This is a genomic window from Tsukamurella sp. 8F (assembly GCF_029167375.1).
Taxonomy (GTDB): domain Bacteria; phylum Actinomycetota; class Actinomycetes; order Mycobacteriales; family Mycobacteriaceae; genus Tsukamurella.
Window position 1 is genome coordinate 1 of sequence record NZ_JARFTP010000045.1, and the last position, 26,504, is coordinate 26,504.

The following is a 26,504-nucleotide window of genomic DNA, read 5'->3' on the forward strand; positions in this document are numbered from 1 at the left end:
CCCCCCCCGGGGGTGGGCGGGGGGGGCCACACCGGTTGGTGCTATTCCTTGCTGTCGGCGTCGGCGATGAGCTTGTACGCCTGGTCCGGGGTGCGCTTGCCGGTGATGACGGTCTCGACCTCGGCGAGCTGGTAGCCGATGGATTCGAGGTAGGTGAAGTACTCCGTGAATCCGGAGCGGTCGCCGTGGTCCCATGCGCCCTTGTGGTAGGTCCGCTCGTAGGCGGACAGGGCGATCACGAGTGCGATCACCTGCGCACGTTGGTCGGTGGTGGATTTGGTGATCGCGCCGCGCAGGCTCCACGTGTCCTTGCTGCCGAGCAGTTTGGCGGCGAGGGCGGTGGTGGCGTGGTGTCCCATGCCGGTGGCGTCCCGCACGATGGTGTTCGCGAGGAATCGTGCGGCTCCCTTGGGCGGGGCCTTCTTCGTGGCCAGTGCTGCGAGGAAGTCGCGGCGTGGGCCTTCGGCGGCGAGGGCGGCCTTGTTCAGCGCGATCTTGCGCTTGCGTTCGTGCCGCGCGGCGGCTGCGGCCTTTTCGTCGATCTTGGTGTCGGGCTTGGCCTTGGGGCGCTTGCGCAGTTTGTCGGCCTTGGGGTCGCAGGTGAACGCCTGCTCGACGGTCCACGAGTCGTCGGCGGTGTCGCCGGGTTCGATGTGCACCCACAGGTTCGCCGGGCTGATGTCGCTGACGCTGACCGTATCGCCGCCCGGGGTGAGGTAGTTCTGCAGCGGGTAGAGCTTGATCTGGTCGTGGGTGTCCCGGTCCCAGTGGTCGACGACGCCGGAGGCGTACGAGCTGAATGGGCGGCGGGGCAGGACGTGGATGCCCTGTTCCTCGTAGGGCTTGACGGCGGCGGCACGGGCGGCGGCCTGCTGGATCGCCTGGTCGATCCGTGCTGCTTCGTGAGCGAAGTCGCCCCGCTCGGCGGCGGCGAGTAGCCGCCGCTGTGCCGCCTCGTCGCCGTCGAATCGCGCGAGGGTCGCGGCCTGTTCGATGGTCAGTTGCGCGGCTTCCACGTGCTCGCGGGCCTGTTCGTTGCCCCTCGTGGCGAGCACTGCGTCGACGCGGCTGCGGTGTACGCCGGTTCGTTGCACGATCTTGTCGGCGGGGACACCGAACATGCTCAGTTGGTCGACGGCCTGCACTACCTCGGCTTCGGTGAGGTCGGCGCGGTTGGTGGTGAGCAGCTGCTGCTCGATCCGGCGGGCGGCACGGTCGTCGCCTTCGCTGTCGTCGGCGAGGATGTATACGGGGACGGTCTTGAGGCCGGCCCGGCGGGCGGCGAGGTATCGGCGTTGTCCGTCGCGGATGACGACCTGTCCGGTGAGGTCACGGACACCGAGCAGCGGAGTGAGGACGCCGCAGTCGGCGACGGACTCGACGAAGGCGACCGTGTCGGGGTCGTCGAGTTTGGTGTCGAGCCGGATGTTGTCTTCCAGGGCCAGGTCCTCGACGGGGAGCTGGTAGGTGGCTCCGACGGCGAGGTCCGCGTCGTGGGTGTTGAGTGTTGCGGTCACTGTGGTGTACCCTTTCAGGTGTTGAGTGTTGAGGGTCGGGAAGTTGCCGCTTTCCGACCCTCGTTTCGTGTACTGGGTGAGGCTTTCTGTCGCCTCGGATGAATGTTCCCCCTTTCGTTTCCAACCTATTTCTATTATAGGTGGTAGCGGCGGTATCAGGCAACCTTTTCGGGAATGTTTTTTAAAGAATTGACGTCCCTGATAAATGGTGTTTCGAGTACATTTCCCGTCGTGATTTCGACTGCCTTTTAATCAGCCTCGTTGGTTATCGCGACCACGTTCTAGGCGTTCCGAATTCGCCGAAACTGTTGTTCGGCGCCGTGCATGAAAGGCGGTGTGGAAGACGAGTGCGGTCCGGAATGTCGGCACCAGGTGAGGAGCAGGTGCGCATTGAGTGGCGGGATCGGAGCAGTGGACCGCCTCGCTGTGGTCAGGGGCGACCCACTCGGAGAAGCTGTTCACGTGTCGAGCAGTCGGCCGAGGTCGGCGTCTTCGGCGGGCATGACCAGCAGGAGGGCCTGGTGCCCTTCGGTGGTGATGCCGAAGGCGAGGTGGTCCCGGCCGGATGTCCAGTGGACGGTTACGCCGGGGTGCTCGGCGTAGTCGGTGATGGCGGCCGCGAGGACGTCGGTGTCGGGGTCGGCGATGAGGTGCCCGCTGTAAGTGGGTTCGTTGTCGATCGCTATGCCGTAGTCGTAGAACCGGTACATGGTGTGCTCCTGAGTGTTGGCCCGCCGGGGTGGCGGGTGACTGCACACAGATGGACCGGCGGGGTGGGCCGGTCAAGCGGGAGAGAGCCGGGCTGGAGGCCGATTTCAGCGAGCGCAGCGAGCGCGGGTTGAAAGCGGCCGGTGACGCGTGGGCGCAGCGAGCGCAGCGAGTGGAGAACACGCGGGCCCGAAAGCGAACGGAGCTTGACCGGGTCGGGGTCCTCGTCGGTCACACTGGGTGCGTCGCGCGCTCCCCCACGCAACACGCCTTCGACGACCCGGCCACGGTCACCGGCCACGTGCCGGGACCGACCACGGTCGCCGCGCTGCTCCCCCACTGGCGGGGGTTGGGGGGTGGTTTCGGAGCGCGGAGCGCGACCATTCAGTACAGGGGCGGCGACGCAGTCGCCGGGCCACCTCTAGGGCGGACTTGCGCCCCGCCCGGCGGGTTGGTGGGAGCAGCGCGTCGCCCCGGACCTTGCGAAGGCCTGGGGCGACGGTGTCAAGCGCGGGGTGCGGTTCAGCGGCGGTGACGAGGTGCGCGCGGGTGAATGTGGGGCAAGGCGGCTGCGGCGGCGGCCAACAGCACGAACAGCGCCATGACGGCGACGGTCCAGCCCGGTGCGCCGATGCACAGCAGGATTGCGAGCAGGAGCAGGGGCGCTGCAACGGTTCCCGCTGCGGTTCGGTTCGACATTGCAGGTCCTCTCCTGGTGGTCGTACACTGTTGGGAGACCCCCGGCGGAGTTGTAAGCGTCCAACTTAGGTTCTCCGCCGGGGGTGACCCTTTCCCCTACTCGTTCCGGCGGTCCTCGCGGAGCTGCCGGATGCGGTCGTACACCTTGAAGGCGTTGTCGATCGCGCCGGGTAGGGACAGGATCAGGGCGGTGATCGCCACAATAGTGGTCATACCAACCCCCCTTTCTCCTGTGCCGGGGGATTTCCCCGGCATTTTAATTATATAGGAATTGTGGCGGTGCCGCACGTTCTGAACCGGGTTTTCTCGACGTTTTACAAGACTGTTCGTCGGGTAATTGCAGCGCCCTCGTGCGGCTTTCTCTGCCGTTTCCGAGGGCGCTGGTTTCGTTGTTCTGCTAAGGCGCTGGAGGGTCGGCGGTGACGAAGGTCCATCCGATGTCGAGGCGATAGACGTACGGCCAGCCGGGGACGTGTGTCAGGCGTAGGTTCTGGTCGCCGGGATCGATGGTGATTCCGGTTTCGGTGCGGCAGTGGTGCATGCCGATGGTGCGGAGCATCTCGGCGAGGATGTGTTCGGTGACGGTGGGGATGTCGGCGCCGTTCCATGCGTCGTGTTCGAGGTGCAGGGCGGGCCAGCGGTGCCCGTCTGCGCGTGGGTTGGTGGCGATGGTGAACCATTCTAGGGGTCCGGCGAGAGTGTCGGCGACGGCGCGCGCTGCGTGGTTCCCGAGGTCGTGGGCGGTGGGGTTGGAGCTGCCGGTCTCGGCTGCGAGGGCGGCGTCGGCGGTGGCGATGCGGTAGACGGTGAGGTCGTCGTCGATGTCCAGTGCCGGGGTCCAGAAGTGAGTGCGCATGTTCGGTGTCTCCGTGTGGGATTCGAGTATTGCGTGTGGTCGGGGAGCTGGTGGAGCGCTCCGGGGCGGGCCGTGGTGTGCGGGCCCGCCCCGGGCGGGTTCAGGGGGCTGTGAGGGCCTTGTCGATGGTGTCGACGGCTTTGAGGACTCGGGCGCCGGTGGCGGCGATCAGGTCGGCGTCGCCGCCGGACCATCCGGCGATGTACGGGGTGGAAGCCTTGCTGGTGTCCAGGCCCCAGAGTCCGGCGAGGACGTAGGCGACTGATTCGGCCTCGACTTCGATCTGACGCTTGTCTGCGGGGCGATCGTCTCCGGCCGGGTCGTGCATGAGCACGTGGGCGGCCTCGTGGATGAGGACATGCACGGCGCTGGCGGGCTCGAGGTCGTCGCGGACGATGACACGGCGGGTCTTCCATTCGGTGAACCCGTAGGTGTCCGGGTCGTCGGTGTCGCCGCGGCCGACGGTGAATCCGCATGCGGTGAGCCAGTCGGTGAGTTGGTCGGTGATGCCGGTGGGGTCGTCGCCTTCGAGGTCGGGGCTGTGCTCGGCCTCGATGTGAGCGAGTGGGTGTCCTTCGATGGGGACGGTGTCTTCGAACGCGAACACAGACGTGGGCGGGTAGGTGACGAGGGTCCGGGTCTTCTCCTCCCCTGTCGTGGGATCGGTCTCGGTGATGGTGCGTTTGCTGTATCCGAAGATCCGGATCCGCGTGGGGTTGCGGCGGACCTGGCGTCCGAGCTCTTGCCACTTGCGGTATCCGGCGACGCGGCTGGCGGTCGGGCACTGTCGCCAGATCAAGATCACGTTGTTGAAGCTGTAGCGGTGGAAGCTGCGGCAGTAGTCCAGGAACAGACGCCAGTCGTCGGAGGTGGTCAGGGTCGCGACCTGTTCGGCGATGCTGCTTTGCAGCTGCTTGGCCTCCTCGCGCCGCGCGGCGGCGCGTTCGGCGGGTGTGCGACTGTTGCGGCGGGTGCTCTTGTTCGTATCGGTGTGTGCACTCATGGCGGTCGATGTCCTTTCCGGTGGCGTTGAGGTCTCGGGCTTCGCTTACACCTGCCATGAATGCGTGGAGGGAGGAGGCGCAAGGGGCGGAGAGAAAAAGAAATTTCCAGCGCAGCGGCCCGCAGGGAGGAAATTTGTTTTTCGTCCCCTTGCGCCGATCGAGTGGAGCGCAAAGAATGGAAGGGGTCAGCGAAGCCTGGGGACTGTGGGGTGGTGCGCCGGAGGCGCTCGATACACGGCGAAGCCGTGTCTCTGTTTTTCTTTCGCTCGTCGCGCGTGCGTGATGAACCGGTGAATGGGGCCGCCGCGGGGTTCGTCCGGGCGGCCCCTCTCCGGGGGTCTTCACGTGTCGAGTAGGTGCCCGAGATCGGCGTCCTCCGCTGGCGGGCCCGGAGCGACGAGCACGACTATTCGCCACCGGCGCTGTCGTCACCGTGCCGTTCGTGGAGGCCCGCTTCGGTCACCACAGGGACATCTGTTCGCGCCGAGCTGCGGTGTCGGCGTCGGCCCACTTGTCGGCGAGTTTCGGGCACCGTCGGCGGGGACTCCGAATAGGACGCCGATGTCGTGCCAGATCATGCGTTCGCGGGCGCGGCCCCGGGGACGGATCTGTCCTGTCCATGCCGGTTCTTTCGTCGCCTGGCCAGGGACAGGCGTGTGGGCCGTCTTGGCGCACGGTTGGTTGTTCCGAGAGCTTTGCCTGTCACTCGAAGTCGAGGGTGCATGGTTTTGAAGACGGGCTTGGGGGGAGTACCTATTGCAGTACTCCCCCCAAGCCTTGCCGCTGTCGGTGCTGGTGAGCGGCACGCTAGCAGTGGTGCTAGGTATGCTAGCTAGGCTAGCATCCGCGGTGCTCGCACCATTCGATCAGAGCCTGATCCGTCGCGAGCGCGATGGACAGTGTGCGGTCGCCGGTCTCGTACCGGAGCCTATCGACGGCTCGGAGAACACGGCGGCGGGTGCTTGGCCGGATGCGGACGTTGTGCTGCTCGTTGAACTTCTCTTCCTCGTTGGTGGAGGTGGAGGGCGAGCCCATGGACAGGGGGTCCGTTCCCGTTGCTGTTGCGGAGGATGCCGTGGCGGGCGCTGCGGGGCCTGCAGACTTGTGCTCGACGGCCTCGTCTCGGCTGGGTAGGTTCGCGGCCGGGTGCGGCCGCCGGATCGCCGGCTGTCGATCGATGCTCATGCGGAGGCTCCTTCGCTGGTCGTCTCGGTGATCTCGGCAAGCAGGTCCGAGTAGGCGACTTGGAGCGCGATGCTCTTGCCACCTCTCATCTGATGGATGGGGGTGTGGGCGGAGTGCGCGTCCTGCCGGGTCGCGTAGTCGGGGATGACGGTGCGTGCGACGGTGTCCCCATAGGCGGCCCGCAGCTCCCCCGCTCGAAAGTCGTGCTCGCCATTGTGACGGGCGCGGGAGATGACGATCGTCGTGAGTTCCAGGCGGGGGTTGGCGCGGCGTTTGACGTTGGCGATGGTCTCTTCGATGTCCGACACACCCCTCACCCCGTCGATGGTCGGCTCGGCTACGACGATGACTCCGTCGGCGGCGCACAGCGGCGCGTAGAGCAGCTTGCCCAGAGTGGGTGGGCAGTCGATCAGAACCAGGGCGTAGGCACTCAGGTCCACTCCCTCGAAGGCGATGTCGAGGCGGAAGATGAGGTCGTTGGCGCCATCGGCCTGGGTGTCGGAGAGGTTCTTCGATGCGGGGATCACGTCGACGTGTTCCCAGGGTGTCGCCTGGATCGCTTCGGCGGCGCGGCCGCGGACGGTGGCGCGCATCAAGTCGTAGGTGGTCAGCATGTCGTCGGTCACGTCCAGCCCGAGACCGCTAGTGGCGTTCCCTTGTGGATCCATGTCGACGACGAGGACGTCGAGTCCGAGTTCGGCGATGGCCGAGGCGAGGCCTGTGGTGGTGGCGGTCTTGCCTACCCCACCCTTCTCGTTGGCGACGGCCAGCTTTTTCGGTTGGTTCACGTACACCTTCTCCCCTGATAGCACCGCTAGCACTGATTGCCTTCGCTGCTAGGTTAGCAGGTGTTGCGAACCTAGCAATACTCACGTAGCTAGCTCGCCTAGCTTTGCTAGCACGGCTTGTGTGTATAGCACTCTGCGCTACCCAAGCGCCCCTAGTTAGATCAGCTCGGATAGCTCTCAGAACTAGGCTCGCTATGGCAGTGACCATAGCTAGCGTGCCTACGCGAGTCGACATAGCTAGGCAAGCATCAGGAGCGAGCGGCCCCTGTCTCGCTCTGCTAGCTAGCCGCGCTAGCAGAGCTAGCGTGACGCATGGGGGCAAGTGTGGTGCACGCCATGGTGTCGGTGCGACTGTGCAGTTCAGGGGGTTGTCAGACCAGAATCGAAGGAGAGGTCCCGTGAAGACGAAAACGACGAGAACGCGATCGGGGAGCCGCATCGCTGCGATGGCGGTGGGTGTTGGAGTGCTGGGGTTCTCATTCGCGCCGGCTGCCGCCGCGTACGCGAGTCCCAGCGGCCCTGTGGGGTCGATGCCTTGTCCTCGGTCTGCTGCACCTGGGCGGAGCTGCCACGCCGCACTTCCGCGTGGTCCGCACGCGGACGGGCTGCGTCTCGATCACGGCCGCCGTTCGCGTCCGGCGTTGGTGGTCGTGGTTCCGCCGCGGGATGTGTGCACCACGGTTGTGGTGGTGCTGCCTCCTCCTGGGCCGGCCCCGGCGGATCCAGAGATCCAGGCACGCGATCCGAGGCCGTCGGTCGGCGGTGCGCGGTGCTCCGCGACCCCCGTGGTGCCGCGATGACTCGTCACACGATCGACGCGGATGTGGAAGCGGTGGTGGGGGAGGAGGACTTGGAACCGGGCGGGCCGGATGACGCGCAGCCTCCTCGCCGACTCGGGGACGACTTCGATTCGGAGATGGCCGCGGCGCTTCCGCCGCGGTGTGCACGGGTGCGGCTTCCGTTCGTAGTAGCCGGGGCGCTCGGTTGCGCGGTCGCGGTGGGCGTATCGGCCGCGGTGGCGGCGTCGGTGGTCGGTTCCGGGCTTCCGATGCTATGGACTGCCGGTCTGTGCGCTGCGATGGCTGCGGCCGGGTTCGTCCTGGTGGTGTCGCTGATCGTCGCGGACATCCGGGTCGCTCCGTGGATGACCACGATTCTGATCGGCACCGTCGTGGCCGTCGCAGTGACGATGGTCGCGGCGATCCTGGTGACGAATCGTTCCGGCGGCGCTGCATTAGCGGGGTTCGGAATGCTCATGGCCGGGGATGTATGGGCCTTGATCGTGTCGTGGATCGCGGCCTCATGCCTTCGGCAGTGGTGGCTGCGATGAGCCAGGCGCAGTGGGGCGCCGGTACTGCGACGACGGTGGGGGCGTGCGCGGTCGAGTGTGGTGTCCTCACGGCTTCTGCGGTCGCCATGGTCGTCGGTGGTGTTTTGGCTGCGGCGGGCGTGGTCTCCGGGCGATGGTCGCATCGCAGCGGTCCCTCCGCACGAGCTTGGCGCTCGTACCGGCGGGCCTGCAGGGTTCAGGCTGTTCGAGGCCGGATCGGGGCCGTGGTACGGCTTCTCGGGTACGGCGTCCTCGCGTCGACGATGGCCCCTTCGGCGTGGTTGCGCCGCGCGACATCGCATGACGCCCACGTGACGGTGCCGTTCGGGGTGGTGCGTCGCCGGGGCGGTGTGATCGAGCGCGTCGATCAGCGCGGGCACCTGATTAGGACTCTTCCCGACGGGCGAGTCGTTGCAGACGTTGAGAGTCAGTCGTGAGTGGGCACCACATCGTGGATCCTCGAGGAACAGCTGCAGAACTTCTGCCGTGGACGCTGTACAGACGTCTGCGGTCGCTTCCGATCGCCAATCCGTTCGCGGCGGTTCCTATCGGCTTCGATCCGACCAACGACGGATTGGCGATCTGGGTAGCCGAGGACGTCAGCGCCTGGGTCGACGGTGCGGTGTGGCTTCGGTTCGAACCGGGGTGCCGTAGTCATCAGTACCAGGTGGCGTGGCTCCTGAGTTCGGGTGCGCCGGGGCGATCAATGCGGGTATGTGTCCGGGCGGACGAGCGTCGCGGCGGCGCGTTCATCGCGCCGGTGGCCCTGCGGGTGTCGGGGCTCGATGCGCGTACTGCACGGATGATGGACCTTGCGTTGGCGGGGTGGACTGCGACTCATCTACCAGGCCTGGGACCTGGCGTCGTCGGCCGGGCCTGGACTGCACCCGAGAGGCTGCGTGTGCTGTGAGTGATGTGCTGTTCGTCGGCGGGGTCCGCATCGATGAGACGACGGATGCGGCGACTCGGCGGATGGTGCTTGCGAGTGCGTACGAGGTCCAGACGCGGCCGGAGTGTGGGTGCCGACCGGCTGGTCATCGGCCGGCGATGTACATCGCCCAGGTCGGAGAGCAATGGGTCGTGAAGCGCATGCCCAACACGGGTAATGATCACGCTGTCGGATGTGATTCGTGGTCGCCGCCGCCGGCGCTGTCAGGTGCAGGTGAGGTCCTCGGCCGTGCGGTGGTGCCCGATCGGGACGGTTCGACGGCTTTGCGGTTGGGGTTCGCGATGTCGCGTGCGGCTGGTCGGGCTGCTCCGCCGGCGGCGGCGGGATCGCCGGGTTCAAGTGTGAAAGCGGACGGTACCCGGTTGTCGCTGCGCGGACTGCTGCATCTTCTGTGGGATGAGGCGCGGCTGACGGTGTGGAGTCCTCGGATGACGGGGCGGCGGTCGTGGCGTGTGGTGTCATGGCATCTCGGGGTCGCCGCGGAGGGCAAGACCGCGCGTGGTGTTCCGTTGCGTCTGTGGGTGCCTGAACCGTTCCGGGCCGATGACAAGGCTGCGATAGCGGCGCGGCGCACGGCGGCGTGGTCCGCGGCGGTGGAGACGCCGGGGAGGGTGTCGCGCTTCATGGTCCTGGTCGGTGAGGTCAAGAAGATCGAGCGTGGTCGATACGGCCATCTGATGACGATCAAGCACCTGCCGGGTTGTCCGGTCGTCTTGGACGAGGATCTGCATAAGCGGATGGTGCGGCGGTTCGACGACGATCTCGAGTTGTGGGGTGCTGACCCGCAGTCGCACCTGGTGGTTGCTGCAACGTTTTCTGTGGGACGCACGGGGCTGCCTCGTGCTCATGAACTGACGTTGATGCTGACGACTCCTGAGTGGCTGCCTGTGGAAGGGGCCCTTGCTCGTGATGTGGTGGCTGCTGCGGTAGCGGGGGAGCGGCGTTTCACGGTGTCACTGCGGTACAACCGGCCGGCGGCGGATCCGCACGCTGTATTGGTGTTGACCGATGTCGTGCCGCCGGTTGCGGTAACGGCACCGGGATCGGTGGGCCTCGCGGAGGCTGTGGTGGGCAGTGACGTGCGTGTCTGGGAGTGGGATGGTGTCGGGACGGTGAGTCTTCCTGGTCCTTCTGCGCCCGATTGCGGCGCAGCGGCGGCGGGAGGTGCCGGATCGTGACAGTGGGTCGGGCGGAGCTACGTTCTGCGATCCGCACCGCAGCGGCTGGGGCCGTCGCCGGCTGGGCGAGAGTTGTCGCGGTCGATGGCGGTGGGGTGCAGATCGAGGAGACCGTCGAACCGTGCGAGCGACACTGGGTGACGACTCAGACGATCGTTCGCGGCCTGAGGCGGACGCGTCGTAATGACTTCTCGTGGTACGAGGCCGGGGACGCGCAGGTGGTCGACGAGCTGGTCCGCGCGGGCCTTGGACTGGGGAAGCGCTCGTCGGCTGCGCGTTGAGTGAAGCGATCCGGGTCGGGGTCGCGGCAGCGGGGGACTGGTCCCACCGGATCGTGAATCTCCTGTCACAGTGACGATTCGCGCCACGGGGGAGTGAGGTCACTGAACGGTGCGCGGTTCGGGGCCGAGCTCGAGGAGTCCAGCAATTCCCGTCTGGTCGCCACTCTTGCGACGTCAAGTCGAGTTCCCTTCGAACACCGCGACCGTGATTAAAACACTGCGCCACGCAGCGTATACGGAATAGACGCTCACCTTATTAAGCGCGACCGAGTTGGGCAGTCAAGTTTCACCTCTTCACATATTTCTGCGAGTCTTGCTATGGTCGGTGTATGTGCGGGCCTCTTTCCTCCGACAACAGTTGCCCGTTGTGCGGGCGGCGGGTTCCGTTGTATTGGGATTTCGACGACCTGGGGGCTCGGATCGCCGTTTTCGGAAATCATCGCGTGGGACCGATGATCTGTCCGGCATCGAACCTGTCGATGGATGAGATCGTGGCGGTCGCGTCGCCGCGGGCGGGCGGGCCGCCGGAGTAGTGGATCAACCCCCCTGTGTGGTGGCTCGTCGGCAATCCGTGTGGTTTCATGACGATTCGGAACCGAGGCGTTAAGGCATCGGTCATCGGGTCGAGAGGGGCTTCGGGTGGGGATCGCAGCGGCTGTTGCGGCGGCGCGCGCGGCCATGCAGTCCGCGATCGCAGCGTACGGCTCGGGCGAACCGTTGGTCGCGCCGTCCGGAGTGCCGACGGACCCGATCATGCCTAATGAGGCGGGGACCGGCCTGACGTCCGAGCAGCGGGTCGCTGCGAGCGCGGCGAATGCGTCCGTGCGCAGGTCGGTGGAATCGGCCGACGAGAAGGTCGGAGCGCTGATGCAGCAGGCCATGTCGGCACGCGCCGCGCAGAGGTCGGCCGTCGTCGCTCAGTCCCATGGCATGGAGAGCGATATCGCGGCGCTGGGCCCGCACGCGGGGTCTGCGGCAGGCAGAAGTGCATTGCTGCAGGCGCTGACGAGCCGGATCACAGCGGCGCAGGGGATCCTGGCGGATTCACACGCCACCAGCCAAGGGCTGGCGGCGCAGCTGACGGCGGTGGACTACAAGCAGGGCGGCGGCGGAGGTTCCGGAGCATCCGGCCTGCCGCCGGCGCCGGCGCCGGGCAAGAACGACGATTGGGCACACGGCGGCGACCGGCGGTTGTCCTCCCGGTTGACGGCGCAGTTCAAGCGGGACACCGGTAAAGCGGCCGAGCTCGACTTCCTCAGGAAGCACGAGCCGAATGCGGCCCGGTTCCTGTGGCACTACCTGGGGAACTCGGGCAAGCCGATGACGGTCGACTCGAGCACGGTCGACAAATGGCTCACCGGGACGACGACCGGCTACGACGGTATCAACGCTCCGGGAACGCAGGTCCAGCAGAATCTTCAGCAGGCGCTTGCGGCCGCGCACTCACAGGCAGTGACCGCCGGCCACGCGGTGACGGTCAGCGATAACAGTGGCTGGTCCGCGGTCGGAGCCAGCTCCAGTACCCCTGATGCCGTGCACACCCTCGGACGTTTCTCCGTGAACACCGCGACCAACATCAACATGAACCCGGACGGCACTTACACGATGCAGTACCGGAACGATCTCTACGATTGGTACAACTTCGACACGTCGGCGATGGGATCCAACGAGAACCGGAGCGTTTCGAACGCGATGCACGATCTGCAGTCGGTGGGGTGGGCGCAGGATTTCCTTGTCACCGGATCAGGTGCGGTGCAATCGGCATCTGGACGCGTACAATAAAATCATGGCGTCGTCACGAATCATCTCTGGAATACTCCTCTCCGGAATGGCCGCAGCAGTTGTTTCCTGCTCGGGAGGCGCGGAATTCACCTCGAAGCAATTGGCGCCGGACAAAGCTGTCGCCCGAGCGTCTGAGATCTCGGGGATCACGATCCCGGCGGAGTTCAAAGTCTCCATGGCCCAGGACTCTCAGGCGACGTGGGGCGGGGGAGGCGAGGCGGTGTGGGTGCAGGCGTCGGCTTCGGATTCGGCGGCCGCGGACTTCGTCCGCCGATACGCCGGAAGCAAGGCGACGCCGGTGGAGAACCGCTGCGGGAGCATTACAGATACACCAGCCCCATCGACGGGCGTCCTGCCGTCGCTGGTGGTCGTGAACGGTCCGGTCAACGATGGCGTCGCGGACAAGCTCGTCGCGCGTGGCTATCTCGCGCATTGCACTGCGGTCACGAAGATCAGGCTGCGAGGCCCATCTCTGGGCTCACAGGGAGCCGCGGCGGCCTACCTACAGAAGAGGACGTCGTCGGGACAGGTGACCCTGGTCCTCACCGTAAGCGCTTAGAGGACACCGGTGTCGGGCCATAGAGGCGTGACGGACGGCGGGAAAAGTTGCGTGGCCGCGCGAAGTCTGGCATTGCGCATGGCGATCCGTCGCGAGTTTCGCCCATCCGTGTGGTGCGACGCGTTCTGGTCGGAGTGTCGTCGCGGGCGATGAGTGCCGACACGCAGGTCGCACACGCAGGTAGAGGCTGCGGGTCGCCGACGGCGTCTGTTATACGGAGATCTAAGGCAGTATAGTAAGTCGTTATACTTAGCTATATCTTGTTAGAGGTGGAGGAAACGTGGATCCGGTGGCGAACCCGTACTCGCCTGGCGCGGGCCGGAAACCGGCGGCGCTCGTCGGCCGCGACGATGTGCTGTCCCAGTGGTCGACGTCGCTGCGTCGGACCGCCGCCGGCAGGCCTGATCCGCCGGTGGTGCTGTACGGCTTGCGTGGGGTGGGGAAGACGGTCCTGCTGACGGAGCTGCGGCGAATGGCTGCCGCGGACGACTGGATCGTCGCGCAGATCGAGGCGGAAACCGGGAGGTCGCTGCGCGAGCTGCTGGGGGAGGCGTTGTATGAGCCGCTCTCTGATCTTGCACGGCCCGGCATCGGCAGGCGGATCCTCAAGGCGCTCAAGACAGCAGCGTCGTTCAAGGCGTCCTATGACCCGGCCGGGAACACGTGGTCGTTCGGCGTGAACTTGGATGCCACGAGTGGCGGAGGAGCCGATACGGGCCGGCTGGACACCGACCTGCGCAAGCTTGTGCGGGATCTCTCCGAGGCCGGCGCGGAGATCGGTGTCGGGTTGGCGATCCTCATCGACGAGGCTCAGGACCTCACGAGGGAAGAGCTGACGGCGCTGTGCACTCTCGCGCACGCCGCCGCCCAGGATGGGTGGCATTTCATGCTCGCGTTCGCCGGCCTGCCCAGCCTGCCCCGGGCCCTCGCCGAGGCCAAGTCCTACGCGGAGCGCTATCAGTACTTGACGGTCGAGGCACTCGACGACGATGCCGCGCGGGCGGCGCTGACAGTCCCCGCGACTGGCGAGGGCGTCGTGTGGGCGCAGGCGGCGGTCTCCGAGGTGATCGAACAGTCAGGCCGCTACCCGTACTTCCTGCAGCAATTCGGTCAGGGCGCGTGGACCGCGGCACCGGGGACCACGATCGAGCACCAGGACGCCGTGCTCGGAGTCGCCACGGGCAGAGCGCAGTTGGACAACGGGTTCTTCCGGGTGCGTTGGGACCGGGCGACACCTGCCGAGCAGGGCTACCTTCGGGCGATGGCCGACGACGGCGACGGCCCTAGTGCGTCGGGCGACGTCGCGGCCCGACTTCACCGCACCGTCCAGCAACTTGGTCCCGCGCGGGCGAATCTCATCGCGAAAGGACTGCTCTACGCTCCGGACTACGGGCAGATCGCGTTCACCGTTCCCGGCATGGCCGACTTCATCAAACGCCAAATCGACACGTAGGCGTGCAGCGATACCGGGGGACCGTCCGGGTATGTGCGGCAGGTACTCCATGAGCTCGTCGACGGCCGACGAGACGGTATCCGGATGCGACGGCCAGCCAGTCCGGGCGCGCTGGGGCGTGGTGCTTGCCAGCGATGTAGCGGCTCATGTCCGTTGCGGTGTGCTCGATAGGTGACTGCCCGGATACAGAAGACCACCGCCCAACGCGGCAGCGCCCAGCCGGTGAGAATATCGGCACGGGTGGAGACCCCTGAACCGAGGAGAAGTTCATACACGCCGGGCTGGGCGTGTATGGCGGTTGCCAGCACTGCGCGCGTCCGCGGACCGATCCCCGGAGCGGCTGTCGCACGGCTCGGTGGACCGTCCGATATAGCCGCGCGCAGGCCACGGGCGACGGTGACTGAGCCGGGCCACGGTGGGCGAACACGTTTTTGAAGTGACGGAGTGCCGGACCCGCCGGATGGCGGCACTCCTTCCCTGCCCGGTAAGTCGGCCGTAACGGCGGCCGGCGACCCTGCCGAGTGTGGAGGTTTCGAATCATGTGTTCTGAGGCCGTAGGGCACGCCTCACCGGTCTCGACGGCCGGTGTGTTTCGCACCGCTGCGCGCCGCTCGGGCGCCCACGACACATGGATCCAGGTGACTGCAGTGCGTGCCCGCAGTTAGGGGCGGGCTCCGGCCCCTGCCCTATAAGCCCCGGAGCCCGCTGGGAAGAGCAGCGGAGGAACCCCCGGAGCCTCCGCCAACCGAGTCGGCGGCCGCTGGCGCATTCGATGAAGTTCGAGGAGAACAGAGTGAATAATCCCACCAGCCCGACGGACGCGGATGCGCGGTTCGACGTCGCGATCATGGGCGGCGGCGCGGCCGGCCTGACGCTGGCCATGCAGCTCAGCAGGACCCGACCGGGCACCTCGATCGTCGTCGTCGAGCGGGCGGTGCGCGCACCCGAGGCCGCACACAAGGTCGGCGAGTCGACCGTCGACATCGGAGCGCGCTACATGCGTGATGTGCTGGGCATCGAGACGCACATGGTCAGAGAACAGCTCGACAAGTTCGGTCTCCGCTTCTTCTTCAGCCAGGGGGACAACCGCGATATCGCCCGGCGGGCCGAGCTCGGCCATGCTGCTCGCCCGAATGTCGGCGCCACGTACCAGATCGACCGCGGGCGATTCGAGAACTACCTGGCCGACGAGCTCTCCAGCAGGGGCGTGGGCGTGTGGACCGGGCGGACCATCACGGATGTCGAGCTGGGCGACGACCTGCACCGCCTGACGGTGCGGACGGGCGATGGGTCCGAGGAGGCGCTGCAGGCGCGCTGGCTGGTGGACGCCAGCGGGCGGGCGGCGATCCTGAAGCGGAAACTGGGGCTCGCGGCACCCAACGAACATAACGTCAACGCCGCCTGGTTTCGGATCGACCACCCGATCGACATCGACGAGTGGTCGACCGACGAGGAGTGGCACGACAGGATCACTGATGGACGCCGCCACCTGTCGACCAATCACTTGATGGGCGAGGGCTACTGGGTCTGGCTCATCCCGCTGTCCTCAGAAGCAATCAGCGTGGGCATCGTGGCCGACGCCGACCTGCATCCGTTCAGGGAGATCAACCGCTTCGATCGAGCGCTGGAATGGCTCAGGAAGCACGAGCCGCAGTGCGCTGAGGCCGTCCAGGAGCATCAGGACAAGCTTCTCGACTTCCGAGTCCTCAAGAACTACTCGTACGGTTGCGAGAAGGTGTACTCGGAGGACAGGTGGTGCCTGACGGGTGAGGCGGGGATCTTCCTCGACCCGCTCTACTCGCCGGGGTTCGACGTCATCTCGATGAGCAACGGTTTCATCACCGACCTGGTGGCCCGGTCCCTCGACGGCGAGGACGTCACCGAATTGACCGCGGCGCACAACAACGTATTCTTCCTCGTCACGGACGGGTGGCTGCCTATATACGAGGGCCAGTACCCGATCATGGGCAACGCGAGGATCATGAGCGTGAAGGTCATCTGGGACACCGGGGTGTACTGGGCGGTACCGTCCCTGCTCTACTTCCATGATCAGTTCAACAGCCTGATCGACGAGCCGCGCACGGTCGCGCAACTAGCGCGCATGTCGTCGATCACCGTTCCCGTGCAAAGATTCTTCCGAGAGTGGTACGACACCGAGCCGCGCGAGCACTCGAACGACTTCGTCACCTACTACGACTTCGACTTCATGTCCCTCTTCCACAACGGGATGAGCGCCCCTCTGTCCGACGACGAGTTCAGCATCCGACTCGGCGCCAATCTCGACCTGCTCGAGCGACTGGCTGGCCAGATGGTGACGACCGTGATCGCCGAATACGACAACTTCGGGGGCGAGAGTCTGCGGGCACAGGCCGATCGGTGGCGCACGGACGCACAGCTGCAGCGCCTCGTCGAGGTCTACCGATGCGGTGGTTCGGACGTCGACGACGGGGCCTGGCCGCGGCTGTTGCGGCCGAGCGGCGTCGCCGGCGTCGACCCCGTGGGCCCGAATGCCCACGCCGCCCGGGCCGGGAATCCCCAGTGACAGGCCCGGCACGCCCGGAAGAGGGGCGCCGATGAGCTCGATCGAGCCTGGAAAAGCGGGCGTCGGCGTGCAGGCTGGGGTGGATGTCGCGCGGTTTTGAGCTGGTCAAGCCGAACCAGGCACGGTCGGCGGTGGTGTGCTCACCGCACGCGACACGCGTTGTAGCGGTCGATGGTGCTGCGGCCTACCGGATCGCCGTAGGTGGTGTCGTACTCGTCGCTCATCGTGGTCTTCCTTCGATTCGTGGACTACTCGTCGGTCGTGATCCGCACCAGGACAAGGAATCCCGGGTCGGTCGGCTGTACCAGCGACCGGAGATACCTGAGACGGTGTCGGCCGTCGCCGACCGACAACGTGCCCGCCGAGTCCCGGTACAGCTGAGGTGGGTTCCGCAGCCACCCATCCACCGCACCCGCCGCACCGGGTGGGCGATGATACGGCCGCGGTGGTAGCGCAGCGGTGTAGCTGTCGCGCGCCTCGTGTGTGGTCCGGTACGACACACCGAGCACCCCCGTCGCCTCAGCGCGTACCAGGGCGTCCCGGGCGATCTCAACGATGTCACCAGCGACGTCGAACCGGGGAGCAAGGTGCCGGCGGACCAACGTCTGGTAGTCGGTGTCCCAGAACCGGGCCGCGTTGGTGTCGACATCGGTCTGTCGGTCACCGAGGAGCCGCTTCATGTCATTTTCAAGTGCCTTGTATTCGAGCTTCCCGAGTCCGTGCGGGTAGGGGACCTCCCGCACCGGGATCGCGGTGTACATGGTGGTCATGCTCTCGATCCTCCTTCCCTTGTCGCGGTTGGCTGTTCGTCTTCCAGACACCTATCCGGCCTTGTTGCGATTGTTGATCGCCCTCATGTCGTCGAGCGTGCCTACTTTCGCCGCGACCACGGCACTCTGCACCCAGCCGAGCCACCGGCCCAGCTTCGCGGGCGAGAAGCTGTCCGCCGTCTGCTCGACCGTTGCCAACATGCCGCGAAGGTGTGCGAGGCCAACGTCGCTGTCTGGATCCTCGTCCATGCCTCGCTCCTCCGCGAGCGCGAGTGTGTCGCGGAACGCCTTGATCTGATTGACCTCGTCCTCTGCATCGGGGACCGCAAGGCCGATCGCTCGGTCTGCTGCCACCTGGGCAGCCACACCGCGCGCAACGAAATCCTCAAAGTGTTCGCTCATCGCTGCCTTTCTTCGTTTCCCGGACCCGTTAGAGCCCGCTACCCGTCACCCGGCCTGACACCGTGCCTGTGATCTCCACGCGCCCGTTGGCAACGACGTCTCCGTTGACCATGCCGGCGATGAGCGCGGTCGAGCCTTCGTCGACGATCACGCTCCCCGTGACAGTGCCCAGGAGTTCGAGCCGCGCCCCGTTGGTGACCCGGCAGTCGCCCACCCACAAGCCGGCCAACTGAAGATCCTCGTCGAGAATCGTTCGATCCTCGATCTTGCCGTTCTCACTCTTCACTTCGAATCTCCTTCGTTTTGTGGACTACAGGTTGCGTTACTGACGGTTCGGTGAACGCCATTGCTGATGGAGCTCGTGTGCAGCGCCGGCCCGCCCTGCGTCGAAGGCGACAACTTCACCGGCTTGCGTACGGCCAACCTGCATCATGTCCACCTTCCTGATCCAGTCGTACCGGTCGCAATCACACTCGGCGATGTCGCGGATTGGGTCGATCTCGTCGACCCAATCCATCCAGATCGCATCCCGCACGCCAGTGAAGGTCGCGCGTGTAGTGGGAGCGATGGGGATGCCAGGTACACCGACGAGTTCGTGTTGGTTCTCGACAGCGCCGGCGGCGCTGATGGCTACTTTAAGCACACGTTCTCCAGGTTCGGCGAGGAATACGATCCGGCTGGTACCAGCGAGGGGGTAGCGGTAGCGGTCTACCAGGTCGGTGAGAGCTTCATCTGTGACGAAGCCCCGATCGGTGAACGCCGCCATCACGTTCGTGAGCCGGCGATAGCGAGCGCCTTGCTCGAGCTCGTCGTCCGAAAGGGATGCGAGGTCCCGCCCGGCGAATGGATTATCAAGAGGCATACAGGTTCCCTCCGTTTACTGGATGCTGCCGAGCTGCTCGACGGTCGATCCGTGCTGTTCCGCGTACCGCCGTGCTTCTGCGGCCTCGGCGGCGGTGAAGGTGCGGACGGCGGCCGGCTTCCCGGGGACCCGCACGATCAGGGTCAGATCCCCGAGCTTCGCGGAGGTTCTCGGCCGCCTGCGCTCGGCACGTTCATCATCAGCCACGGCAACCCTCCTTGTTTCGTCCGGTGCGGCGGCCGCGAGCCAACGATTCCGCGTCCGCCCAGGTCATCGGGAAGCGCTGCGCCTCCCACATCTCATTGGAGATGCCCTGCAGCTGCCGCAGCTCATCCTCGGTCTCCGCGAGCTCACTGCGGAGCCACGCGATGCGGGCGTCGGCGGACGCCTGGCCCGACGCCATCGGGTTGTTCCTCAACCCCGACGCGGGCCGCCAACACGGGACGTGCTCTCTTGTATGACAGCGTGTAGCCGACGGCGCCGCGCAGCGGGTGAGCGATGCACGATATTCGCCGACTCCCGCTGCCTCTCCGACATCGACTGCTGCGCTTCCTCAAGGAAATTCAGACACGCGAGCACTCCGTCGGCGTCCCTCACCGCCGCATACCGATCCGCACGGGCCTCAGACCAGCGGCGACAGCTCAGGTGCACCAGAAAGCCCAGGAAGCCGGCCACCAGCACTAGACCACCGACAGGACCCCAGGCCATCGCGGTCGGAGCCAGAACCATACCCGCCGCGGCGCCGAGCATAGCGACTAGCAGCGTCGCTGTACCCCACCGAGCGCAGCGGTGCAACACCGCCAACGCAGCCCGATCATGCCGGTGCCCCAGTTCATGCAGCAGAGTTCCCCGCACAGCAGGTTCGGCCAACATCGCTTCGAACACGGCGCGCTCCGCGCCCGCCGCGCCATCACCGAAGAACAAGGTCGGATTGAACACCAGGCGATCAGCGTGGGCCAAGTATGCTGCCGGCGAGTTCATCCGCCTGTCCACCGCCACACACACCGCACCTGGATCCCGCTGCCCGGCCCGCGCCGCGAGCATCCGAACGTGCTCCCCGACAGCCTCCGTCGCCGCAACCCAGCCCGCCTCGCCGCGGGCCCCAACCGGCTCCACATCGCTCATACCATCGACTCTAGAATCCTATTTCTCCGACGAGGTGTCTCGGACAAGCTGGTGCTGCTCGTCGCCGGGCGGCCCTGCGTTCGATTTGTGGACTACTCGGTGTCCCGAGATGGTGAGGGCCATCCCTCAGCGCCGGCTTCCTCCGCGGCCTTGCGGGTGGTGATAAGCGTGCCGAAGTTCCCATCGCCGAAGTCGTTCCATCCCGGATCTATGTCGCCGCCGGCGAATGCATCGATGAGCAAGTTCGCATCCCTCGCGAGGTGAAGATGATCGCAGGGCACGGCGTGGTTGACGTAGAGTCGAGCACCCGTTGCGGGATCGGCCCGTCTAGTTCACTCCAGGGACGCAGCTCTGCACGGACATCGTTTTCGTTGAGAGTCATCTCTCAGCCTTCCTTCGGTCTCGGCTCGATTCTCGCAGGCGGGTGTGACATTTTTCGAGGTCTGCACCCACTGGTTGGCGGCCGGTCGCCGGTCCCCGCGGATGTGCTCATCGGGCCGACGACCGGGGTCTTGATCCACGCCCTCCCGGTGGGCCGGGCGGGCCGCCGCGCCGTCAGCAGTCAGGTTCGGAGTGCTCAAGGCACGGTGGACGGGCTGTTAGTGCACCTGACGGCCGTGGAGGTGCAGGCGGTTGCTGAGATGCCCGGTGAGGTCGGGTTGCTTGAGGCGGTTCGGTCGCGGCTGGCGGATCCCGGTGCGTTGCTGTGGCGGCGGGCCTGGAGGTCGATATAGGCGCGGTGCATAGAGATCCCACGCGGGGGCAGCGAGGAGGAGCTGTGGGAGTTCCTGGACGGGCAGGCCGAGGCAGGGTACGAGCTCGCGGTCGCGTTGCCGGATCAGTCGACGTTCGAGGATGCCGAGGCTGCGGCCGCGAGCGGGGTTGTCGAGGTGGATCGTCCTGATGAGGTGCCGATGGTGATCACGCCGGAGATGGTGGAGCGGCTCCTGGGTGCGGGTGGCCCGGTCGGGCGGTAGGCGTTGATGTGGCTCGGGCCGCCCCGACTGGTGTTGGGGCGGCCCGAGCTGTGTTTGCGGTTTAGTTGTGGTCTTGCGCTGCGACGATCTTGACGCCCATGGACTTCAAGCCGGCGAATGCGCCTACGAGGACCAGAATTTCGGTGGCGGCCATCCAGCAGTACGCCTGGCGATCTGGCACGAAGATCGGGGTCACGATGAGGAAGGTGAGGATCGCCAGGCACCAGTAGACGACGGCACGTCGAATGCGGTATTCGCGTTTATCGATGGTGGTGTAGGGGCGGTCCAGGCCCTGGCTGGAGGAGGCGTGGGGAGGCTCGGTGATGGCCTCCCCATGGACATTCGGGATGACGCGATCTACCTCCTTTGCACTCCTAATATCTGTGTCACCCCGGGTCGCCGAGGTGCCGATAGGAGCCGGCACCTCCGCAATCAAAAACCCAGGGGTAGAAACGCTGTCGTCATCCTGCGGATGACTTCGAGTCGTCGCAGTCATAGTGCTGCGCCCTTCCCCTTCTACCGGAAGTGAACCCGCTCGAGCGTCCCGGACTTCTCGTCGCGAAGCATGACCGATTTGCCCTCGCGCTGTGCATCTTCCAGGAACACCTGGGTGGAGATGGAGCGCCGGAACACCTCGGTCAGCGTCACGTGATCCCGCTCGGCGATGTCGCGGGCGGCGCCCAGGACTTCGTCGGAGAGGTTCATTGAGACCTTCGAGTAGCTGCTCACGGATCAGTTTCCCTTCCGGACGTGACCTTCACGTATGGCCAGAATAATACGTGGGGAGTATTGGGGCAATACCTTCTGGGTGCGCCCTATGCGCGGGTAGTCGGCGTGTTCGGCGGGGCGTGTCGGAGGCTATGCGCTGCGGCAGTCGTGTGCTCCTAGAGCGTGGCGACGTCGAGCATGTCTTCGAGCCCGCGGAAGTCGTCGGGGTTGCGGGTCCAGGACTGGATAGCGCGAGCTCGGATCGAGAGGATGAGCCGATCTGTAGGTATACGCTGGCAATATTCAGTCCTTGCCGGATAGCCCTGCCCGGCGGTTTCGCTCCCGATCGAGGGTTGCGTACAGCGCGGCGCGTTTGAGCGGGTACAGCTCCATCAGCTGCGCGACGGTGTACTTCCCCGACTCGTACTCGTCGTAGAGCCGCCTCTGCTGCAACGCGGTCAGCTTCGACGGACGACCAGGGATCCTGCCCTGCCTGCCGGCCTCCGCCAGCCCTTCCCTGGTCCTCGCTCGGATCAGGTCCGACTCGATTATGTGGACAGATTCACCGGTTGAGTCACAGCGACCCGTCCGAGCAGGCGCCGCTAGTCGAGACCGTTGTCACCCGGATCGAGTTGTGACCTAGGCTCCGGTGGGCGTTCAGGCGCTGGAAGACCGAAGTACGCAGTGATCGTGTCGTTGTCCGGGTGCGCCACGACGTGGACCACCTGGCGACCTTGCTCGTCGATCGACTGTCCGGCGTTGAGAGCGCGGTGAAAGATTCGGGTGTATGCGCCGATCTCGTGCGTGATGCCGCCGACAGTGACTTCGAGTGCGAGCGTTTGGAGCAGTTGGAAGCCATGCTCGTTGTTGAGGACGTCCAAGGTGGCGGGGTTGAGGTTCGGCCAGAGGACCACATCGAACTCGGTCCACACCAGGTCGACCTTCTTCTTGTCGAGCAGGGTGGCGGCGAGGCGCACGGTCGCGACCTCGTCAGGCGCGAGTTCGGCGGGGATGCGCAGCCCGCGCGGGACCTTCTGTTGCACGATATTGAGGGCTCGAACGTAGGTGGCGAGGAACCGTGCGTCAGACGCGAAGTCGGCGTCATCGGGAACTTGCATCTGCACGGTTCCTGCAGCGTCGACTGAGCCGCGAGCAGGGCTCACTTGCAACGTCGCGGCGCGGGTGAGCTCGGCGAGGAATTCCAGGCTGTCGAGCACCTCGTCGGGGAACTTACCGGCGATCGGAGTGGAGTAGAACCGGAACCCACCGTCGATAAGCATCGAATCATCTGTGCGGGAACGATGGAGCGCTTCGAAGTGCACGACGCCGGCGGAGTCGACGCCATGGAGGGCGCCGCCGTATCCGTCGGCGCTGATGCCGATGCGGCGGACGGTGAAGGTGCGGCTGGCGATCTTCGTGCCCGCGCTGTCGAGCAGGTCGATGATGATCGAGGTGGCTGCGTCCGCAGGGCCGTCGTCGGCGGGAAGAATGCGGACCTGGCTCGGCAAGTTCTCGGTCGGTCCGAGTGCGAGCCCTTCCGGCATGCAGATCGTGACAGTGGCGTGAACAGGGTCGTCGAGCGGGCGACCGTAGAGTCGGAACTTCTCGACCTGTGCTTGTTGCACGCTTCCGTCGGGGGTGTCGAAGCGGATCTGCGCGGTGATGGGGGCATCGTTGTGCGCGTTGGCATGCCGCGCCCGAAGCGAGCATATGACCGCGTCGCCGGTTCGTTGGAAGTCCCATGTCCAGTGTGGGTTGATTCTGTCGACGATCTGGCCGAGGCCGCGGATCCTGCCGGTGAGATCTCCCGGGCGGAGCAGACTGTCGATCTCGCGGTTGTAGAGGGCTGCGTTCTCCTTGAGGACATCGCGCTGGAACCAGGCGTCAACGTCAGGGTCATTGATCAGCATGTCGTCGAGGGCGGTGCGGTCGACGATCTCGATGCGCGGGCGTGGCGCATCGGCCACCGTCAGACCGGTCACGAAGTCTCGCTCGGTCGGGGTGAGGTTGGCGGGAACGACCAGAACCCAGACGTCTGGATCGTGATCAAGTGCAGTCTTGAACGACTCCTTGATCTGAGGGCGGCGCGACTTCGCCCAGCCACTGGAAAACCCCTCGGGAAAGTACTTGAGTTGGTAGATCGTCGTCGTCCTCCCCTCCTGGACGAGCACGTCGCGACCGCCATCTCCTCCGCGGCCGTCGAACGCAGTAACCGCGGCGTCCCCAGGCCAACGGTCAGGACCGAAACGTCGCCGCAGAAGTACCTCCACGACCCGGTCGAAGTTGTGCTGCTTGATGCGATCCCACTCGATCAAGCGGGCCCCTCCACTCCGTACACGGCCTGATTAGTCCAGCCTTGCCAGAATAACGATGCCAAACCGTCAAGCCTCGCAACAGCGGTCGAGGTCGGTGGCGTCGGCGGATCGATGTTGAACAGGAGGGATGGTACGCGCGCCGGTGAGTCGTCCATCAATGGATGAAGTGCATCGCGGTGTTCATCCGGTCTCCTCCACGCGCCGGCACTCCGGCACATCTATGGTCGGGCGGTCTCCGAGTTCGTCGAGGAGCGCTTCTACTCGGTAGGCGGTGCGCTGGTGCCGTTCGGCTTCACGGTCCCAGCCGCGCGCTTGGGCGTCCTCCATCAGCTGGTGTTCGGTCGCCAGGCGTGTGCGCAGTCGCGGAGCGTAGTCGCTGGTGGTGAGGAATTTCGAGCAGGTGAGCATGAGGTCGCATTCGCACGGTCCCTCGGCGGGCAGTCGCAGGCAGTGACCGAGCTCGAGTTCCGTCTTGAGAAAGTTCGTCTGCAGCCAGGATACGGCTTCCGGCGCCAGACGGTGTTCCCTGAGTGCTTCGGCGGCGGGCCCGGCGAGCGTGACGTCGAGACCGGGTCGGGCGGTGATGATGTCCTGGTACTGCTGCTTGACCGTCGGGTCCGAGAGGGTCGAGTAGACGATCGACATGTTCGGGGACTTGTGGCCGAGGACGGCCATGATCGTCTGCAGGCGTGCGCCGCCTTCGGCGAGCTGGGTTCCGATGGTGTGGCGGAAGCGGTGGGGGGTGATGGTCTGCCGGCCCCGCGAGTCGACGAGCCCGGCAGCTGTGCAGGCCGCTTTGAGGGACAGGTCGAACAACGTGACGTTGGACAGGAGTTTGCCACGGACAACGAAGACGTAGCGGGCGGCTCGGCCGCTGCTGGCGTCGTGTTGGCCGCCCCACGAGAGCTTTACGCCCTTCTCGGTGAGTTCGTTGGCGATGTTGTGCAGGTCGAGGATGGAACGGCCCAGGCGGTCGAGCTTCGTGACGATCAGGGTGTCGCCCTCGCGCACGACTTCCAGGGCAGTCTTCAAGCCTGGCTGGTTGGTGTTGCGGCCGGTGAAGCCGGAATCGGTATAGATCCGATCCGGAGCAACTCCGACCTTGCGGAGCTCGTACTCTTGGGCGCGGAGGTCTTGGCCGCGGGTCGAGCACCGCGCGTAGCCGATCAACATGCCGTCCATGCCGCCGCCGGTCCGGTGCCTCGACAAAGGCACCTTTGCCGGAACTTGGTTTCCACACAATGAAACCAGACAGATCACCAGGCACGTTGTGCTACTGCGAGATTCGTTGCGGCGTCTGGCTCAACGGGGCTTTCTCGGCGCCAGCTCTGGAGGCCGACTGCGTGCTCGCTGGTGGGGGAGTCTTTCGGCAGCGCGGTCGATGTCGGCGAACTTCTGGTCGGGATAGTCTTCGGGTAGGAGGCCGGATGGTAGCGGGGTGGCGAGCACCGCCGCGGCGATTTTCTCGTCGAGGTCGGGGTCGAGTGATGCGGGGGTGGGCCGGTCGTCGCGCGCGATAATGACATCGACGGCTATGCCGGCGGCGTGCGCGTGATCGATCAGCGTCTGTCGCAGTCGGTGGCCGTAGCGTTGGATATCGTCGAGTTCGAGGTCATGGAGAGCGTTCTCGTGGTCGTCGAGCTCATCGAGTGCCCGTTCGTCGTCGTCGGTGCGCGGGACGTACATCTGACTACCGAGAGGGATATCAGCAGGTCGAGGTTCGGGTGGGGGAGCGTCGGGGGAGTCGGGCACCCATCCCTCCGCGACGGCCGTATAGACCCAGACGTGCTGGCGGCGCTCGTCGACGAGGGCCTGCGCGGAAGCGTCGTAGACAGCCAGGTAGCCGAGATCGGCGAGCACCTGGTCCGGGTTGATGACGATCTGCAGCGGCTCCGTCCGTCGGCCAGCGAGGTCGTCACCGCCCGTGCCGGTGACCAGGCCGCGGACACCGTCGGCCTCCCACGATCCAGGGCGCCCGGCCAACGCTCGATCGAGGCCGCCGACATTCGCCGCGGCCGCGGTCAGCGCGTGGGCGACGAACTGTGCCCAGTCGATCGGCTCGGGCGTCGCGTCCGGGTCCGTGACCCAGCCAGCGTCGGGGATGAAGCGCCTAGCCGGCCACGTCAGGCGCGCGGCCTCGGTGAGGACGCGAACCGTGTCCGCGTACACGACCTCGTAGGGCCGGTCGCCGACACCCGCATATCCGGTGTCGTGCAGAGCAGCGGCGAGGACAACGGCATAAGGGCGGTCCGTCACCGTGGCGACGGCGTCCAAGTGCTCGCGCTCGGGCAGCCTGCGCAACCCGTTCACGCGCCATAGGGAGAGGTTCTGTCGCGTGATACCGATGCGGCGGGCGAGCTCGGCGTCACTGACGCCTGTGGCAGCCTTGTGCTGGTCTAGCAGGGCTGTCAACTGACCGGTCATGGACGCAAGTGTCCGCCGTCGGGTAGCTTGCGTCAAGCGTTGAGAGTCGTGTCCGACAAGTGTAACCTGACATAACGGTTATTATCGGCG

General features: G+C 65.9%; 30 protein-coding genes. 10 read left to right on the forward strand and 20 right to left on the reverse strand.

Features of this window, described 5'->3' with window-relative positions:
- Window positions 1-41: 41 nt before the first annotated feature.
- From P0W64_RS21115 to P0W64_RS21145, 7 genes are all read right to left on the reverse strand, one after another.
- Window positions 42-1,517, reverse strand: a complete 1,476-nt coding sequence (locus P0W64_RS21115) for a ParB N-terminal domain-containing protein (protein WP_275482152.1) — start codon at window positions 1,515-1,517, stop codon at window positions 42-44.
- 458 nt (window positions 1,518-1,975) lie between these two features.
- Complete coding sequence (locus P0W64_RS21120; protein ID WP_275482153.1) at window positions 1,976-2,227, reverse strand: hypothetical protein; 252 nt, start codon at window positions 2,225-2,227, stop codon at window positions 1,976-1,978.
- 520 nt (window positions 2,228-2,747) lie between these two features.
- Window positions 2,748-2,924, reverse strand: a complete 177-nt coding sequence (locus tag P0W64_RS21125) for a hypothetical protein (RefSeq protein ID WP_275482154.1) — start codon at window positions 2,922-2,924, stop codon at window positions 2,748-2,750.
- Window positions 2,925-3,321: 397 nt separating this feature from the next.
- Window positions 3,322-3,780 carry a hypothetical protein gene (locus P0W64_RS21130; protein ID WP_275482155.1) on the reverse strand — a complete coding sequence of 153 codons (459 nt, stop codon included), beginning with the start codon at window positions 3,778-3,780 and terminating at the stop codon, window positions 3,322-3,324.
- A 100-nt stretch (window positions 3,781-3,880) separates the two neighbouring features.
- Window positions 3,881-4,783, reverse strand: a complete 903-nt coding sequence (locus P0W64_RS21135) for an ArdC-like ssDNA-binding domain-containing protein (protein WP_275482156.1) — start codon at window positions 4,781-4,783, stop codon at window positions 3,881-3,883.
- 838 nt (window positions 4,784-5,621) lie between these two features.
- Entirely contained in the window at window positions 5,622-5,969 is a 348-nt protein-coding gene (locus P0W64_RS21140; protein ID WP_275482157.1) for a hypothetical protein, read from the reverse strand.
- Window positions 5,966-6,757 (reverse strand): AAA family ATPase, encoded by a 792-nt coding sequence (locus tag P0W64_RS21145; protein ID WP_275482158.1) that lies wholly within the window; start codon window positions 6,755-6,757, stop codon window positions 5,966-5,968. Before P0W64_RS21145 ends, P0W64_RS21140 begins: the two co-directional genes overlap by 4 nt.
- Before the next feature lie 796 nt (window positions 6,758-7,553).
- On the opposite strand from P0W64_RS21145, the gene P0W64_RS21150 reads away from it, so the two are divergent.
- The 9 genes from P0W64_RS21150 (at window position 7,554) to P0W64_RS21190 (ending at window position 16,831) form a co-directional block, all read left to right on the forward strand.
- Window positions 7,554-8,087 (forward strand): hypothetical protein, encoded by a 534-nt coding sequence (locus P0W64_RS21150; RefSeq protein ID WP_275482159.1) that lies wholly within the window; start codon window positions 7,554-7,556, stop codon window positions 8,085-8,087.
- Window positions 8,084-8,524 carry a hypothetical protein gene (locus P0W64_RS21155; RefSeq protein WP_275482160.1) on the forward strand — a complete coding sequence of 147 codons (441 nt, stop codon included), beginning with the start codon at window positions 8,084-8,086 and terminating at the stop codon, window positions 8,522-8,524. Before P0W64_RS21150 ends, P0W64_RS21155 begins: the two co-directional genes overlap by 4 nt.
- The gene (locus P0W64_RS21160) at window positions 8,521-8,997 is read left to right on the forward strand and encodes a hypothetical protein (protein WP_275482161.1); all 477 of its coding nucleotides are present in this window, start codon (window positions 8,521-8,523) and stop codon (window positions 8,995-8,997) included. Before P0W64_RS21155 ends, P0W64_RS21160 begins: the two co-directional genes overlap by 4 nt.
- Window positions 8,998-9,002: 5 nt before the next feature.
- A complete protein-coding gene (locus P0W64_RS21165) occupies window positions 9,003-10,214 on the forward strand; it encodes a DUF1173 family protein (RefSeq protein ID WP_343232891.1) in 1,212 nt (403 codons plus the stop codon).
- Entirely contained in the window at window positions 10,211-10,495 is a 285-nt protein-coding gene (locus tag P0W64_RS21170) for a hypothetical protein (RefSeq protein WP_275482162.1), read from the forward strand. Before P0W64_RS21165 ends, P0W64_RS21170 begins: the two co-directional genes overlap by 4 nt.
- 639 nt (window positions 10,496-11,134) lie before the next feature.
- Window positions 11,135-12,277: a hypothetical protein gene (locus P0W64_RS21175; RefSeq protein WP_275482163.1), complete on the forward strand. Its 1,143-nt coding sequence runs from the start codon at window positions 11,135-11,137 to the stop codon at window positions 12,275-12,277.
- A gap of 4 nt (window positions 12,278-12,281) precedes the next feature.
- Complete coding sequence (locus P0W64_RS21180; protein ID WP_275482164.1) at window positions 12,282-12,836, forward strand: hypothetical protein; 555 nt, start codon at window positions 12,282-12,284, stop codon at window positions 12,834-12,836.
- Window positions 12,837-13,116: 280 nt separating this feature from the next.
- Window positions 13,117-14,289: an ATP-binding protein gene (locus tag P0W64_RS21185; RefSeq protein WP_275482165.1), complete on the forward strand. Its 1,173-nt coding sequence runs from the start codon at window positions 13,117-13,119 to the stop codon at window positions 14,287-14,289.
- 793 nt (window positions 14,290-15,082) lie between these two features.
- The gene (locus P0W64_RS21190; protein ID WP_275482166.1) at window positions 15,083-16,831 is read left to right on the forward strand and encodes a tryptophan 7-halogenase; all 1,749 of its coding nucleotides are present in this window, start codon (window positions 15,083-15,085) and stop codon (window positions 16,829-16,831) included.
- 248 nt (window positions 16,832-17,079) lie between these two features.
- On the opposite strand, the gene P0W64_RS21195 is transcribed toward P0W64_RS21190, so the two are convergent.
- From P0W64_RS21195 to P0W64_RS21225, 7 genes are all read right to left on the reverse strand, one after another.
- Window positions 17,080-17,601 carry a hypothetical protein gene (locus tag P0W64_RS21195; RefSeq protein ID WP_275482167.1) on the reverse strand — a complete coding sequence of 174 codons (522 nt, stop codon included), beginning with the start codon at window positions 17,599-17,601 and terminating at the stop codon, window positions 17,080-17,082.
- A 51-nt stretch (window positions 17,602-17,652) separates the two neighbouring features.
- Window positions 17,653-18,003: a hypothetical protein gene (locus P0W64_RS21200; RefSeq protein ID WP_275482168.1), complete on the reverse strand. Its 351-nt coding sequence runs from the start codon at window positions 18,001-18,003 to the stop codon at window positions 17,653-17,655.
- A 28-nt stretch (window positions 18,004-18,031) separates the two neighbouring features.
- Window positions 18,032-18,289 carry a polymer-forming cytoskeletal protein gene (locus P0W64_RS21205; protein ID WP_275482169.1) on the reverse strand — a complete coding sequence of 86 codons (258 nt, stop codon included), beginning with the start codon at window positions 18,287-18,289 and terminating at the stop codon, window positions 18,032-18,034.
- A gap of 36 nt (window positions 18,290-18,325) precedes the next feature.
- On the reverse strand, window positions 18,326-18,865 hold the full coding sequence (locus P0W64_RS21210) for a hypothetical protein (RefSeq protein WP_275482170.1): 540 nt from the start codon (window positions 18,863-18,865) through the stop codon (window positions 18,326-18,328).
- 15 nt (window positions 18,866-18,880) lie between these two features.
- Window positions 18,881-19,072 carry a hypothetical protein gene (locus P0W64_RS21215; RefSeq protein ID WP_275482171.1) on the reverse strand — a complete coding sequence of 64 codons (192 nt, stop codon included), beginning with the start codon at window positions 19,070-19,072 and terminating at the stop codon, window positions 18,881-18,883.
- Window positions 19,065-19,268 carry a hypothetical protein gene (locus P0W64_RS21220; RefSeq protein WP_275482172.1) on the reverse strand — a complete coding sequence of 68 codons (204 nt, stop codon included), beginning with the start codon at window positions 19,266-19,268 and terminating at the stop codon, window positions 19,065-19,067. The genes P0W64_RS21215 and P0W64_RS21220 overlap by 8 nt, the downstream gene beginning before the upstream one ends.
- An 814-nt stretch (window positions 19,269-20,082) precedes the next feature.
- Entirely contained in the window at window positions 20,083-20,232 is a 150-nt protein-coding gene (locus P0W64_RS21225) for a hypothetical protein (protein ID WP_275482173.1), read from the reverse strand.
- Between the two features lie 588 nt (window positions 20,233-20,820).
- Here P0W64_RS21225 and P0W64_RS21230 point away from each other — a divergent pair.
- Window positions 20,821-20,967: a hypothetical protein gene (locus P0W64_RS21230; RefSeq protein WP_275482174.1), complete on the forward strand. Its 147-nt coding sequence runs from the start codon at window positions 20,821-20,823 to the stop codon at window positions 20,965-20,967.
- Window positions 20,968-21,028: 61 nt separating this feature from the next.
- Here P0W64_RS21230 and P0W64_RS21235 read toward each other — a convergent pair whose 3' ends face one another.
- The 6 genes from P0W64_RS21235 to P0W64_RS21260 form a co-directional block, all read right to left on the reverse strand.
- Window positions 21,029-21,463: a hypothetical protein gene (locus tag P0W64_RS21235; protein WP_275482175.1), complete on the reverse strand. Its 435-nt coding sequence runs from the start codon at window positions 21,461-21,463 to the stop codon at window positions 21,029-21,031.
- Between the two features lie 20 nt (window positions 21,464-21,483).
- On the reverse strand, window positions 21,484-21,696 hold the full coding sequence (locus tag P0W64_RS21240) for a hypothetical protein (RefSeq protein ID WP_275482176.1): 213 nt from the start codon (window positions 21,694-21,696) through the stop codon (window positions 21,484-21,486).
- A 282-nt stretch (window positions 21,697-21,978) separates the two neighbouring features.
- Window positions 21,979-22,128, reverse strand: a complete 150-nt coding sequence (locus tag P0W64_RS21245) for a hypothetical protein (protein WP_275482177.1) — start codon at window positions 22,126-22,128, stop codon at window positions 21,979-21,981.
- Between the two features lie 149 nt (window positions 22,129-22,277).
- Entirely contained in the window at window positions 22,278-23,990 is a 1,713-nt protein-coding gene (locus tag P0W64_RS21250) for a hypothetical protein (RefSeq protein WP_275482178.1), read from the reverse strand.
- Window positions 23,991-24,170: 180 nt separating this feature from the next.
- The gene (locus P0W64_RS21255; protein WP_275482179.1) at window positions 24,171-25,250 is read right to left on the reverse strand and encodes a recombinase family protein; all 1,080 of its coding nucleotides are present in this window, start codon (window positions 25,248-25,250) and stop codon (window positions 24,171-24,173) included.
- 42 nt (window positions 25,251-25,292) lie between these two features.
- A complete protein-coding gene (locus P0W64_RS21260) occupies window positions 25,293-26,414 on the reverse strand; it encodes a hypothetical protein (protein WP_275482180.1) in 1,122 nt (373 codons plus the stop codon).
- Window positions 26,415-26,504 lie beyond the last annotated feature (90 nt).